Annotated in this window: 9 protein-coding genes and 1 rRNA gene; 4 read left to right on the forward strand and 6 right to left on the reverse strand. The window is 59.9% G+C overall.

What is annotated here, in order from left to right:
• The first annotated feature begins 52 nt into the window (after positions 1–52).
• Positions 53–168, forward strand: a 5S ribosomal RNA gene (rrf, locus tag ACF8O8_RS01365).
• Between the two features lie 66 nt (positions 169–234).
• On the opposite strand, the gene ACF8O8_RS01370 is transcribed toward rrf, so the two are convergent.
• The 4 genes from ACF8O8_RS01370 to ACF8O8_RS01385 all read right to left on the reverse strand — a co-directional run bounded on the left by ACF8O8_RS01370 (position 235) and on the right by ACF8O8_RS01385 (position 5,075).
• Positions 235–2,649 (reverse strand): TonB-dependent siderophore receptor, encoded by a 2,415-nt coding sequence (locus ACF8O8_RS01370; RefSeq protein WP_392509140.1) that lies wholly within the window; start codon positions 2,647–2,649, stop codon positions 235–237.
• 165 nt (positions 2,650–2,814) lie between these two features.
• On the reverse strand, positions 2,815–3,771 hold the full coding sequence (locus ACF8O8_RS01375) for a FecR family protein (RefSeq protein ID WP_350298394.1): 957 nt from the start codon (positions 3,769–3,771) through the stop codon (positions 2,815–2,817).
• 4 nt (positions 3,772–3,775) lie between these two features.
• Positions 3,776–4,279, reverse strand: coding sequence for a sigma-70 family RNA polymerase sigma factor (locus ACF8O8_RS01380; protein WP_392509136.1), 504 nt, complete (start codon positions 4,277–4,279; stop codon positions 3,776–3,778).
• A gap of 106 nt (positions 4,280–4,385) precedes the next feature.
• A complete protein-coding gene (locus tag ACF8O8_RS01385) occupies positions 4,386–5,075 on the reverse strand; it encodes a GntR family transcriptional regulator (protein ID WP_010951552.1) in 690 nt (229 codons plus the stop codon).
• Between the two features lie 203 nt (positions 5,076–5,278).
• On the opposite strand from ACF8O8_RS01385, the gene lapG reads away from it, so the two are divergent.
• Both lapG and lapD read left to right on the forward strand, forming a co-directional pair.
• Positions 5,279–6,040: a cysteine protease LapG gene (lapG, locus tag ACF8O8_RS01390; RefSeq protein ID WP_172835033.1), complete on the forward strand. Its 762-nt coding sequence runs from the start codon at positions 5,279–5,281 to the stop codon at positions 6,038–6,040.
• Between the two features lie 10 nt (positions 6,041–6,050).
• Entirely contained in the window at positions 6,051–7,997 is a 1,947-nt protein-coding gene (lapD, locus tag ACF8O8_RS01395; RefSeq protein ID WP_392509137.1) for a cyclic di-GMP receptor LapD, read from the forward strand.
• 156 nt (positions 7,998–8,153) lie between these two features.
• Here the strand turns inward: lapD and ACF8O8_RS01400 are convergent, their stop codons facing one another.
• Together ACF8O8_RS01400 and ACF8O8_RS01405 are read right to left on the reverse strand one after the other, a co-directional pair.
• Positions 8,154–9,512, reverse strand: coding sequence for an HlyD family type I secretion periplasmic adaptor subunit (locus ACF8O8_RS01400; protein ID WP_172830945.1), 1,359 nt, complete (start codon positions 9,510–9,512; stop codon positions 8,154–8,156).
• Between the two features lie 7 nt (positions 9,513–9,519).
• Positions 9,520–11,676, reverse strand: coding sequence for a type I secretion system permease/ATPase (locus tag ACF8O8_RS01405; protein WP_392509138.1), 2,157 nt, complete (start codon positions 11,674–11,676; stop codon positions 9,520–9,522).
• Positions 11,677–12,670: 994 nt separating this feature from the next.
• Between ACF8O8_RS01405 and ACF8O8_RS01410 the strand changes: the two genes are divergently transcribed.
• On the forward strand, positions 12,671–13,980 hold a 1,310-nt coding region (locus tag ACF8O8_RS01410; RefSeq protein ID WP_392509139.1), incomplete at its 3' end, for a retention module-containing protein.

The following is a 13,980-nucleotide window of genomic DNA, read 5'->3' on the forward strand; positions in this document are numbered from 1 at the left end:
AACTACAGAGATTCGCAGGCACGTCCTAGGGACGGGCCAGCACACAGAATTTCTTGACGACCATAGAGCATTGGAACCACCTGATCCCATCCCGAACTCAGCAGTGAAACGATGCATCGCCGATGGTAGTGTGGGGTTTCCCCATGTGAGAGTAGGTCATCGTCAAGATTCAAACCCAAAGCCCCTGTCTGCGATGCAGACAGGGGCTTTGTCTTTTCCGGGTTTCAATATCGGTTAGAACTGATAGCTGACCGTGGCGCTCACATTGCGCTCTTCACCCATGTAGCAGTAGTTCAGGCTGGCACATGAGGTGATGTAGCTTTCATTGGTAAGGTTGTTGGCGTTCAAGCGCACATCCACACCCGTCAGGCCGAGCTTGCCCAGGTCATAGCCGATCGAGGCGTCGAACAGGGTGTAGGAAGGCACCTTCATGCTGTTTTCCGCATCGACCCAGCTGTACCCCACATATCGCACCCCACCGCCCAGCCGCAGGCCATCCAGTGCCCCCTGGCGGAAGTTATAGTCGGCCCACAGCGAGAGCATCTGTTTCGGCGCCTGAGTCGGCGAATTACCCTTGTTGTCCAAGTCGCCCGACACAAGGCTCGGCATTGACTTCGAATACTCGATATCGGTGAAGGTATAGCCACCCAGCAGTTTGAGGCTGTCGGTCAGTTGCACATGGGCCTCCAGCTCCAGCCCTTGCGAGCGGACTTCACCGACAGGGCGGTAGAAGTCTTCGTCAGGCTGTTTAGACGCCAAATTCTCCTGCTCGATGCGGAACACCGATGCGGTGAACAGGTTGTCGCTCCCTGGTGGCTGATATTTGATGCCGGCTTCCCACTGAGTGCCCTCCGTCGGCGCCAGCGGCCGGCCTTGCTGGTCGGACACGGTGTTCGGGTTGAACGACTCCGAGTAGCTGATGTAGGGCGCAATGCCGTTCTCGAACAGGTAGAGCACTCCAGCCCGGGAGGTGAACCTGGAGCGTTGATCACTGACCTTGCTGTCGCTGTCACGGTTCTCTTCGGACACCTTCACCCAGTCCTGGCGCAGTCCCAAGGAAAAGCGCCACTGGTCCAGCTCCACCAGATCCTGCAGGTACACGCCCGTTTGTTGCAAACGCCGCTGGTAGCGGTTCTCGCCCAGTACCTGAAGGTTGCCATTGCCGTACTGCGGATTGCCAGCATCCAGCGGGTCGACGGTGCCATAACGCCATGTCACGTCGGCTTTGCGCCGCTGGTAGTCAGCCCCCAAGAGCAGGGTGTGCTTGGCTGCCCCAGTAAAAAACTCTGCCTGCAGCATGTTATCAATGATGTATGAATGCAGACGCTCGTCGCCGCCGGTATAGGCGCGGTTTAGCATGTTGCTGTCAACATCTGCCCAGCCGGCGGCGTACACCTGGTCCATCGACACGTCGGAATCCTGATAACGGAAGTTCTGCCGCGCGGTGAAAACATCATTGAAGCGGTGCTCAAACTGGTAACTGAAGGATTGCTGCGTGCGCTCGTAGTTGTCGATGCTCGGCTCGCCTTCGAAGAAATGGTCTGACAGGCGAAAACCGTTGCGTTTGTGCAGCATGCCGTCTGCAGGGTTGCCGCCGTGGTACCCACCGTTAGGGTCGTGCTGCAAATAGGCCTGCAGCGTGAGTGAGGTGTTTTCGGTGAAGTCGACACTGATAGCAGGGGCGATGGCGTAACGTTCTTCCTTGTTGTGGTCGAACTGAGTGTCGGAAGCGTCCGCCAAACCCGTCAGGCGATACGCAATGCGTTTGTCGTCATCCACAGGACCACTGAAGTCGAAGCCCACGCCACGCTGGCCCTGAGTACCTACCGTGGCCTGAACCTGATGGTAAGGGGCAAAGAGTGGCTTCTTGGTGGTCAGGGCTACCAGGCCACCCGGCGAGCTTCGCCCGTACAGTACCGAAGATGGTCCCTTGAGAATGTCGATGCGCTCAAGGAAGTATGGGTCTACCTGCATGGTGCTGTAGGTGCCGTTGTCTCCCATTGACTTGAGCCCATCGACGTAGATGTTGTCCACCGAACCGTCGTTGAAGCCGCGCATGGCTACATAGTCATAGCGATGAGTGGCACCGTACGGGTTGGTCAGTACTCCAGGCGTGTAGCGCATGGCTTGGGCAACGGTCTGAGAGCCCTGATCATCCATTTGCTGGCGAGTAACCACCGAGACCGATTGGGATGTCTCCACCAAGGGCATGCTGGTCTTGGTCGCCACCTGGCTGTGCGTGGCGTTGTAACCCTCCATGCTGCCCAGTGCGTTGCCGAGGGAGAAACTACGGATGTCGGTGTCTGGCAATGCCAGGGCGGCGTTCTGACGCTGTGCCTGCAGCACATAGTTACGTCCTCCCTGGCTGACGGCTTCCAGTCCGCTGCCATTCAGCAACTGGCGCAGCGCCTGATCGGCTGTGTACTGCCCCTGCAGTCCGTTGGAATGCAGGCCATCGGTCAGCTGAGGCGTGCTCGATAGGGTGATCCCGGCCTGGCGAGCGATTGTGTTGAGCACGTCGGTCAGTTGGCCTGCTGGTATTGCATAGTGTTGGCTCACTTCGGCTGTGTCGGCCGCAACGGAAAGTTGCGGAACAGTTGCCAGGCCCAGGGCGGTACCAAACAGAACAGCCCGGATGGCATGGCGCAAGTGAGCTGATTGCAGGACTGGACGAAAATCATTCGGGCTGAAAGTGTGGGTTAACACTGGGTTGGTAGACATGAAGGGTCCGTTAAAGTGTCGAGGGCAGAAAGTGTTGCTTACTGTCCTAGCCGGACCTGGATTCAAAACCCGCCAGAAATCGATAACGCCTTATCAGGTGATGCTCTCTACATGCACCCACCAGCGTGTACGCCGACGAAGTCGTACGGGCAACGTCTGCGGTAGCAGCCGAAGCAGTTGCTCCGGGTCTTCGAGGCGGAACACCCCCGACAGGCGCAGGTCGGCAATCTCATTGCTGCAGCCCAGGTAACCATGGCGATAGCGGCTGACCTGCGCGAGGAAGTTGGAGAGGCGCATGTCCTGAGTGACGATCAACCCTTCAGTCCAGGCCATCGCATCCATGTCCATGTGCGCGAGCCGGTGCGCACCTTGAGCATCCAGGCGCCAGTTCTGGCCACCTTCGATCCACTGAAGTTGGCCAGTACCAGGCCGGTGTATCGCCACTTTGCCGTGGCTGACGCTGACACGTGTGCAGTCGCTATCCTGATAGGCCACAAAGCGTCCTTCGAAGCCTTCCAGCAGCGCGTCGCGGGTTTCTACCAGCAGGGGATGCCGGGGGTTGCAGTTGATCATCAATTCCCCAAGCTTCAGGCGGACCAGACGCTGTTGATCATGGAAGGCCAGGTCCACGGCACTGCAGGTATTGAGTTGCATCAGCGAGCCATCGGGCAGGGTGAAGACGCGTCGCTCGCCCGTGCCGGTGGCATAGTCTGACGTCCAGGCACTCACAGTATCGAGGTCTTTGGCCAGCCAGCTCGCAGATCCTGCCATGACAACGCCGCCAAGCAGCTTCAGCGCCTGTCGGCGGCGCAGGCGCTGCTGGCTGGTTTCCAGTGTCTGCAATGCCAGCCCGGCACCGGGAATAGCGCGCAGGTCAAGGTCCTGATGAAGGTGAACCACACGCTGCCAGGCCTGTTCGTTTTCGTGGTGGCTGCTGCGCCAATGCGCGCACTGTTGTTGCAGAGCTGGATCGTGCCCGCTTTCACGCAGCCGCAGCATCCACTGAATGGCCTGCCTGACCGTTTTTGTATCAGGGCGTGCGACGGTCATGGATTCAGCAGTCGTCTTCATAGCGCAGCACGTAGCAGTGATAGAGCGCATCGGCGATGTAGCGCTCAACGGTGCGCACGGAGATCCCCATCTGTTCGGCGATGGCCTGATGCTTCAGCCCCTCGCATTGAGCCAGCAGGAATGCGCGACGGACCTTGGGTTTGAGGCCGTCGAGCATGCGTGCAATATGCTCAAGCAATTCCAGCAGCAGCTCGCGGGTCTCGACTGAGGGGGCCAGTGCTTCCGGCACATGGGCCAAAGCCTCCAGGTAGGCCCTGTGCAGTTCCTCGCGGCGCCAATGATCGATCACCAGCCCACGCGCTACCGTGCGCAGGAAGGCCCTGGGAGCATTCAGCTGCAATTGTTCACGACGCTGTAGCAAGCGGACGAAGGTATCCTGGGCGAGGTCAGCCGCATCGGCTGCGTTGCCGAGCTTGCTGCGCAGCCAGGTATGCAACCAGCCGTGGTGGTCACTGTAGAGCGTTTGCACGGAATCGTTGCTGGGCATGGAGGAGGGCGCCGGCATCAATGGACGTTAATGATAATTAGTCTCATTGTTGGCGGAGCAAGATTAATTTGCAACCCATCAGTTAACGCGTAAAGCCGGTAATGGGCTAACGCCCCAATTGCGTATCCAGGTAATTGCGGATCACCCGCGCCCCGCCATTGAGGTGCCGTTCCAGCACCGCTACCGCTTCGTCCACCAGCTTGTCGCTGGCTGCATCTACCAGTGCGTTGTGATCGTCCTGAGTGAGCTTGCCCAGGCCCATGGACGAAAGATGGAAGCGCAGGAAGCGTTCTTCCTCGTTCAGTTCGTTCTCGATAAGGCGCAGTAGTTTCTTGTTCGGCGCCTTGCTGTACAGCGCCATGTGGAGCAGGCGGTTGAGGCGGCCAATTTCGGTGTGGCTGGTCTCGTTCTCCAGTTGCTGGATATACCCGCGGGCGCTGGCGATGTCGCTGGCATCAAGCAGCGGGATAGACTGGCGCAGCGCCTCGCTCTCGAGCAATACGCGAAGGGCATAGGTGTCCACTGCATCCTCGCCGATCAGCGGTGCAACGACGGCGCCCTTGTGCATCTCCACTTTCAACAGGGATTGCGCTTCGAGCTGGCGCAGGGCTTCGCGCACGGGCATGCGACTGACGCCGTACAGGGTGGCGAGCTCTTGTTGGCGAACGGCAGTACCAGGGGGCAAGCGACCATCGAGAATGGCGCTGCGCAGGCGTTCTTCGATCACGGCACGGGCCTGATGCGGCGGCAACTGCTCGCTGGCCAGCACATTGCTCAATTTGATTTTCTTGGCCACGCGACGCCTGCCTCAACGATGACTGTATTGGATCCAATGACACTAGTAACAGCTTGTGAGGGTGTCAAACCTGCACCCACACTGGTACGGGCGCCCCAAAAGCGCGGCTATGGTGGAGGAAGTCGCACGTCAAAGGAAGCTGCCTATAGAAAGATGTAAGCAGAAAGTATAGGCGGGCTGACAGCCGGGTGCGTGATTGCAGGGTGCCATTGTCTTTTGCGGTGGCAAGCCCCACCATCGCTGCTTTCGACTGGTCTGAACAGGGCTTCGCAGTGGCGATATCCTGGTTGCTCAAAACCGTAGTGCGATATGTCGGCTTTGCCGTGCTGCTGGGCAGTCTTCTGCTGGGCGGCTTGCACGCGGATTGGGATTTCTCCCAGATCAGCCGCAAGTCGCAGGCTCTGTACGGCCCACTAGGTGCCGGGCAGGGTCGCATCGATGCCTGGCAGAGCCTGATGGCCACGCAGAAGCAGGGTACCGAGCTTGAAAGGTTGCAAGTGGTCAACCGCTTCTTCAACCAGCAATTGCGGTATGTCGAGGATATCGATCTGTGGCATGAGGTCGACTACTGGGCCACACCTGTGCAGGCACTGATCAAAGGTGCAGGGGACTGCGAGGATTACGCCATCGCCAAATATTTCAGTCTACGGCGCATGGGAATCCCCAGCGAAAAACTGCGCATCACCTACGTCAAGGCGCTGCGGCAGAACCGGGCACACATGGTCCTGACCTATTATTCAAGCCCACAGGCCCAGCCTTTGGTGCTGGACAGTCTGATGGATGCCATAAAGCCGGCAAGCCAGCGTACCGACCTGCTGCCGGTGTACGCCTTCAATGGTGAGGGGTTGTGGCTGACGGGCGCCGCAGGGAACAAGAAGGTTGGTGATACCAAGCGGCTGTCACGCTGGCAGGATTTGTTGAAGAAAATGCAGGCCGAAGGGTTCCCGGCCGAGCCGGTTTACTGAAGGAGCACAGATGTCATTGTTCAAACAATTGCTGTTGGCCATTTGCCTGTTCCTGGTGGTCGCCTTCAGTGGCAGTTTCATGGTCAGCCTGGAAAGCTCGCGCAGCCAATACGTCAACCAGCTGCGCTCGCACGCCCAGGATGCGGCCACCGCACTGGCGCTTTCGCTGACGCCGAATATCGACGACCCAGCGATGGTCGAGCTGATGGTCAGCTCGATTTTCGACAGTGGTTACTATGCAAGCATCAAGGTCGTCGACCTGGGTTCCAATGCCGTGCTGGTGGAGCGTCACGCCGAGCCAGACCCTGGCGGTGTGCCGCTTTGGTTCGTGCGCCTGATCGGCCTTGAGGCCGCCGGCGGCGATGCAATCGTCAGTCGTGGCTGGCAGCAGGCCGCGCGCGTTGAAGTGATCAGCCACCCGATGTTCGCCATTGCCAAGCTTTGGCAAAGCGCCTTGGGCAGCCTGGGTTGGTTGCTGTTGTGCGGTGCGGCCAGTGCCGTGCTCGGTGCTTTGCTGTTGCGCCGCCAGTTGAGGCCGCTGGACTACATGGTAGAGCAATCCCACGCTATTGCCCGCCGCGAATTCCTCAGCCTGCCAGAGTTGCCACGCACGCCGGAGCTTCGCCGCGTGGTGCAAGCGATGAACCAGATGGTCGAGAAACTCAAAGCCCTGTTCACCGAACAGGCCGAGCGCAGTGAGCGGCTACGTGCGGAGTCCTACCAAGACAGCCTGACCGGGCTGTCGAACCGCCGCTATTTTGAAATGCAGCTGAACAATCGGGTAAGCAACCTGGAAGACGCGCGCGCCGGTTACCTGCTGTTGCTGCGGGTTCAGGGCCTGGCTGGCCTGAACGCCCGCCTTGGCGGCCAGCGTACCGACCAGTTGTTGCAAGCGGTAGGTGAACAGCTGCGTCGTACTTGTGCCAGCTACCCGGAAACCAACGACCTCATTTCCCGCAGCCGCGGCGGCGAGTTTGCAGTGCTGGCACCGGGCATGGTGCATGAGGAGGCAGTACACCTTGCCCAGGCTCTGGAGGCAACGTTGCAGAGCCTGCACGAAACGGGGGCCAGTGATATCGACCCGGTGGCTTGTATAGGCCTGGCGCCATTCAGCCCTGGTGATTCACCCCAGGCATTGCTGAAGCTGGCCGACGAGGCTCTGGCCCGCGCTGAGAACCAGCCAACGCCGGGCTGGGTATGCCTTGAGCAAGGTGTTGCTGCGGTTGCTGCGGATAGTCAGCATGCCTGGCACGAACGGCTCGACCAAGCGTTCATCAATGGGCATTTCCAGTTGTTCTTCCAGCCAGTGATAGAGTGCGCTTCCTCGCAACGGGTACTGCACCACAAAGTTATTTCGCGTTTGCGCGATGGCCAGGGCGAGGCCTTGCCGGCGGGCCGCTTCCTGCCTTGGCTGGAGCGCTTCGGCTGGATGCCGCGGCTGGATGTGCTGGTGCTGGAGAAAGTGTTGGCGCACCTGCGAGGGCATGACCAAGTGCTGGCGTTGAACCTGTCCGCCGCCACCCTGGCCGACCCCAAGGCCCTTCAGCGCGTTTTCGAGCTGCTGGGCCAGAATGCGGCGCTCGGTCCGCGGCTGGTTTTTGAAATTGGCGAGGAGCAGTTGCCTGAGCAGGCAGCGTTGGAGCAACTCACCCGGCGCCTGCATGGGCTTGGCTTCGGGTTGGCTTTGCAACGCTTCGGTGGGCGCTTCAGCATGATTGGCAACCTGGCGCATTTGGGCCTGGCGTACCTGAAGATTGACGGCAGTTACATCCGCAACATCGATCATGAGCAGCACAAGCGGCTGTTCATCGAAGCGATCCAGCGTGCGGCGCATAGCATCGACCTGCCGCTGATTGCCGAGCGAGTCGAGACGGAAGGGGAGCGGTTGGTGTTGCTGGAGATGGGAGTAGGCGGGATTCAGGGGCAACTGGTGGGTGAGCCTGCGCCTTGGCGCTGAATGGCCTCCCGCGTGCCGCTGTAGGCGTGGGCTAGAGCCGCAAAAGGGCCGCGTAGCGGCCCCCAGGTTCACGTAGCGATTTGCAGGGCTGCTTGTACAGCCCTGTCGCGACATGAGGCCGCTCCTAAAGCAATGGCGAAACCTGCAGGTTGGCTATCACCGCTCGCGCAGCGCTTCCGAACGCGCCTTCATGATCGGCTTGAGCAGGTAGCTCATGATGGTTTTCTTGCCTGTCATGATGTCCACCGTCGCCACCATCCCCGGGATGATCAGCAGTGGCTTCTCGTCAGTCCCCAGGTGGCTGCGATCAGTGCGCAGCTTGATCAGGTAATACGTAGTCTTCTTGTCTTCATCGGTAATGGTGTCGGCGCCAATCTGCTCCAGCTTGGCCTTGAGCCCACCGTAGATGGTGTAGTCATACGCGGTGAACTTGACCGTCGCTTCCTGGCCAGGGTGCAGGAAGGCGATGTCTTTGGGCAGGATCTTTGCCTCGATGACCAGCGTGTCGTCCAGTGGCACGACTTCGATGATATCGCTGCCTGGCTGGATTACCCCGCCAATGGTGTTCACCAGCAGTTGCTTGACGATACCGCGCACGGGCGAGGTGACCAGTGTGCGGTGCACCCGGTCGTCCAGCGCCTTGCTGGTGGCGGTAGCCTTGTTCAGTTCGGTGCGTGCCTCGTTCAGCTGGGTCAGCGCTTCGCTTCGGAACTTGCCACGCGTCTCTTCGATCTTGCTTTGCACCTCGCGTATGGCCGCCTCTGCGCGCGGGATCGCCAGCGCAGTGGAGTCCAGCTGACCGCGGTTTTCCACTTCAGCACGGCGCAGGCGCAGTACTTCAACCTGGGAAATCGCGCCGGTTGCCACCAGCGGTTCGGACATGCTGATTTCCTTGCGCAGCAGCTCGAGGCTGTTGGCGTACTGGGTGCGTTTGGAGCTGTATTCGCGCAGCTCCTGCTGGCGTTGGACCAACTGCTGTTGCAGGCCGCCAATTTCGTCCTGCAGTTGCTGGCGCCGGCTCTGGTACAGCGACTCCTCACTGGCCGCCTGGTTTGGCGCGGCTTTACGCAGCTTTTCGTCGATAATCAGCGGGCGGTCCTCTACCTCGGCACTCAAACGTTCGACTCGCAGGGCCATGGCCAGGCGGTCAGCCTCGGTTTCACCAACGTTGGAGGCGAAGCGGGTTTCATCCAGGCGCAGCAATGGCTGGCCCACTTCGACGATCTGCCCCTCCTTGGCGAAGATTTCGGCGACGATGCCGCCCTCCAGGTTCTGGATCTTCTGCACCTTGGAAGACGGAATGGCCTTGCCTTCACCCCGCGTAACTTCGTCGATGGGCGCGACGCTGGCCCATACAATCAAGAACACGAAGAACAGGATCACGCCCCAGATGGTCAGCCGCACCACGCGCGGTGCATCTTCGATCAGGGCCTTGTTCACCTCGGGCAGCGGCTGGCCGCCAAGCGAGTCGCTGCCTTTGAAATAGCGCCGCAGGCCGTCCTTGAACTGCCCCATATCCAGCTTATGCAACACTGATCTGCCCCTTCTTCAGTGCATCCATGACCGCGGCTTTCGGGCCGTCGGCGACAATCTGCCCGCGATCGATCACGATCAGCCGGTCTACCAGCGACAGCAATGAGGCACGGTGCGTGACCAGCAGTACCGTCTTGCCCTCCACCACCGCTTGCAGGCGCTGCTTGAGGCGTTCTTCACCGGTGTTGTCCATGGCGCTGGTCGGCTCGTCCAGCAGCAGGATCTGCGGGTTGAGCAGCAGCGCACGGCCCAAGGCGACGTTCTGCCGCTGGCCGCCGGACAGGTTTTGCCCGCGTTCACCCACTTGCAGCTCGTAGCCGTCGGGGTGCAGCCGGGCGAATTCATGTACGCCCGCCAGTTCAGCGGCCTGCAGGATCAATTCGTCCTCGATGTAGCGGGCGCCGCTGACCAGGTTGTCACGCAAGGTGCCGGCCAGCAGCTGGATATCCTGGGGGACGTAGCCGATGTTGTGGCGCAGTTCGCTGACATCGATCTGGCGAATGTCGACGCCATCAACCAGCAGCGAGCCACCATCGGCCTCGTACAGGCCGACGATGAGCTTGGCCAGCGAGCTCTTGCCGGAGCCGCTGCGGCCGATGATGCCGACCTTCTCGCCAGGGCGGATGGTCAGGTTGATATTCTTCAGGGCCAGGTTCTGCTGGTTTGGATAAGTGAAGTCGACCCCGCGGAACTCGACGCTGCCCTGCAGCACCTTGCGGCTCAGCGGGCGTTCTTCGAAGTTGCGCTCTTGCGGTAGATCCATCATGTGGTCGGTGGAGACCATGGTCACCTTGGCTTGCTGGTAGCGGGCCAGCAGGCCGTTGAGCTGGCCCAACGGGCCGAGGGCGCGGCCGCTGAGCATGTAGCAAGCCACCAGGCCGCCCATGCTCAGGTTGCCGTCGATGATCAGGTACACGCCGACGCAGATCATTGCCACGCCTGCCAGTTGCTGGATCAGCAGGGTGATGTTCATCGCCAGGCTCGACAGCACTTTCACGCGCAGTTCCAGCCGGCTCAGGGTGCCGAGGGTTTGCTCCCACATGTACTGGCGTTCGCTTTCGGCGTTGTTGACCTTTACCGCATCCAGACCCGCCAGGGTTTCGATCAGGCTGGACTGGCGCTCTGATGCCAAAGCCATGGTCCGCTCCATGGTCGCCATCAGTGGCCGTTGCAGGGCGTAGCCGATGCCCAGAGCCAGCGGGAAAGCGATGATCGGTATCCACACCAGGTGCCCGCCAATGATGGCGATGACGATCAAAATCAGGATGGTAAAGGGCAGGTCGATCAGGCTGGTCAGGGTCAGCGAGGCGAGGAAGTCGCGCAGGCCCTGGAACTCGTGAATGTTCTGGGCAAAGCTGCCTACCCGCGCCGGCCGGTACTTCATCGACATGCCGACGATACGTTCAAACAGCGTTGCCGAGATGATCAGGTCGGTCTTCTTGCCGGCCAGGTCCAGGCACAGGCCGCGAAGGCCTTTGAGGATCAGGTCGAAGATATACGCGCCGGCGATACCGATGGCCAGTACCCAGAGCGTCGAGGTGGCCTGGTTTGGCACCACTCGGTCATACACGTTCATCACGAACAGCGGCGCGGCCAAGGCGATCAGGTTGATCACCAGGCTGGCGGCGATGGCGTCGATATACAACCACTTGCTGCGCAGCAGGGTGTCGCGGAACCACGACTTCGCTCGTGGGATGAGGTTGCCGTGGTTGACATCGAACTTGTGCTGCGGCTGCGCGAAGAACACGCGGCCGCTGTAGTCGCTTAGCAGGGCTTCGCGGCTGACATGCACCTCGCCACCGTCGCTCTCGCTGAGTAGCAGGCGCGCGGTGTCATCGTTCTCCCAGCCGAGCAGGACGGCGCTGCGGCCCTCCTTGAGCAGCAGCATGGCCGGCATGGCGATACTCGGGATCTGCTCCAGCTTTCGCTGAAGCAGGCGCCCCTGCAGGCCAGCCCGGGCCGCGGCGCGCGGCAGCAGTTCAGGGCTCAGGCGCTGGGCGGGTAGCGGTAGGCCTGTTGTCAGCATGACCCGGCTGTCGGGCTTCTGGTGCAGGACACACAGGCTCAGCAGACTATCCAGCAGGGGATCGTCATGCTGACTGCGTGGATCGTGGCTGAGTTGGACTCGACTGACTTCGGATTCCACGCGGCGCTCTCTTCATCCTTGTGGTGGGTGGGGTGGGTGTGCCGTCGTTAAGGTCAGGCCGGCTCACCCTGGCATTCTTTGGTGCTGCAAAGCTGTGCTGATAAGGGTTATCACGCCCTGGTGCTGGAGCAGCTGGCCAATGTTCGCCTTGAATCGGTGTTGAGTAAACAATTCTACGTGCTTCATTTTCACCAGACTTAGCGGGGCAATGATTGTTTCATTTTTGATCCAGCCATCATCCGGCTTGTTGCAGCATAGCCTGCCACTCAGCCAAGGCATGCAAGGGCTTTGGGTTCCAGCTTAGTCACTGTCAGTAAACAGGCGCTGGTTTGTTGGCGCATATCTGTGGCTTGTTAGTCAAAATTCATCTATAGAGTGCGGATTCTTGCCTTCTTGCATTCAATATCCGCAAGCGATTTTCAATGATCGGGATACCATTATTCACGCACTCGTCGGTCATCTCTTTGATTTGCGACACATAGCTGCTTGTGACTCGCGCAGCGTTGAAAGCCTGGTGGGCCTCGGGTGAGCAAGCGCCCCCGGCTCTGGCTGGCTATCGACCTCTGCCTGGCCGCATTCCGGCAAGGTTTGTGCTTATTTGGCAATCAGTGTCCGGGCGATTGACAGTGACCTGGATATTGACGCCAGTAACGCTGACATTGCCGAGTAAGTCGGTCGCGCCGCATGATTTACGGCTGCTGAGGTGTATGAAAAAGTGCTAGGACTGATGGCTTAACACCTTTTTGATGATGTAAGACATTTGTCCTCAGGAAACGCTTGGCTAAGGTACAAATATCAATGTGACATTACATTGCCGATTGTTTAGGATGGCATGTATAAGGTCAATAGTTTGGCATTCAGGCAATTCCAAAAAGTTATAGACGGAATATTGACGTCAAAAACGTCAAGAGATCATCGACATAGTTCCGCCTGAAGTGGCTAGCAAGCGCCGCTCTGGCAGGGAAGTACCCCATCGGGTCACACGGAGAGTCCAATGAGCAGCGTTGTAGCCATCGTCAAAAGCATTGTCGGCCAGGTTATTGCGGTATCCCCAGAGGGCATCCGGCGTGTACTTATCGAAGGTGACCGCCTGTTGGCCGGTGAGGAAGTGCTCACCGGTCCGGGTGGCGCAGTTACTTTGGAGCTGGCTGATGGCCGACTGCTCGATCTTGGACGTGACAGCCAATGGAGCGCCGATGCGCCTGACAGTAGCACCGACCTGAGCCAGGCGGCAGCCCAGGCCGCGCCTTCGGTGGAAGAGTTGCAGCAGGCAATTGCTGCTGGTGTTGACCCGACTACTGAGCTTGAAGCTACCGCCGCTGGCCCGTCATCAGCGGGTGGTGGTGCGCTGGGCGGTGGCCACAGCTTCGTGATGCTCGAAGAGACGGCTGGCCGAGTTGACACGACGGTTGGCTTCCCGACTGACGGGCTGGGCTTTGCGGGCGTACCCGATAACCAAGAAGTGGGCCTGCTGGACACTAACGGCAACAACCTGGTGACCACACCGACGGATACCACCGTCGCTACTGAGCTGACGCTTGGCGCAACCCCTTCTATCAGTGAAGCGGGTGGCGTAATCGTTTATACCGCCACCGTTGGTCAGGCGCCGACCACCAACCTGGTAATTACTCTGTCCAACGGTGCCGTGATCGTCATTCCGGCTGGGCAGACCAGTGGTAGCGTCAACGTCGCAGTTCCGGCAAACGACACACCTTACATCGACGGTGGCCAGATTTCGGCCACCGTGACAGGTAGTACCGGTGGTGGCGGGCTGACGGTGACATTGCCGCAAACGCCAGCGGTTACCCAAGTGACCGATACAATCGACACTACAACTGCGACCCTGACCGCCTCGCCAAGCGTGACCGAAGGTGGCGTGATCACCTACACCGTGACCCTGAGCAACCCTGCCCAGACGCCGGTGATCGTGACCCTGTCCAACGGCCAGGTCATCACTGTTGAAGCCGGCAAAACCCAGGGCAGCTTCGATTTCCAGACCCCGGCCAATGACGTCTACAACAACGGTTCGACCGTCAGCGTCACCATCGAGAACGCCACCGGCGGTAATTTCGAGCAACTGACCCCGAATCCGACCCCGGCTCAGACCACGATCAACGACTCGGTCGACACCACCACCGCGACCCTGACGGCGAGCCCGTCGGTCACCGAAGGCGGCGTGATCACTTACACCGTGACCCTGAACAACCCTGCCCAGACGCCGGTGACCGTGACCCTGTCCAACGGCCAAACGATTACCGTTGAAGCCGGCAAAACCCAGGGCAGCGTCGACTTCCAGACCCCGGC

The sequence above is a fragment of the Pseudomonas sp. TYF_14 genome (assembly GCF_043105275.1).
GTDB classification, from domain to species: domain Bacteria; phylum Pseudomonadota; class Gammaproteobacteria; order Pseudomonadales; family Pseudomonadaceae; genus Aquipseudomonas; species Aquipseudomonas alloputida.

Coding starts and splice junctions, on each gene's coding strand:
- ACF8O8_RS01375 (WP_350298394.1), bottom strand. CDS start 3,771: ATGACCGTCGCACGCCCTGATACAAAAACGGTCAGGCAGGCCATTCAG.
- ACF8O8_RS01380 (WP_392509136.1), bottom strand. CDS start 4,279: ATGCCCAGCAACGATTCCGTGCAAACGCTCTACAGTGACCACCACGGC.
- lapD (WP_392509137.1), top strand. CDS start 6,051: ATGTCATTGTTCAAACAATTGCTGTTGGCCATTTGCCTGTTCCTGGTG.
- ACF8O8_RS01400 (WP_172830945.1), bottom strand. CDS start 9,512: ATGGGGCAGTTCAAGGACGGCCTGCGGCGCTATTTCAAAGGCAGCGAC.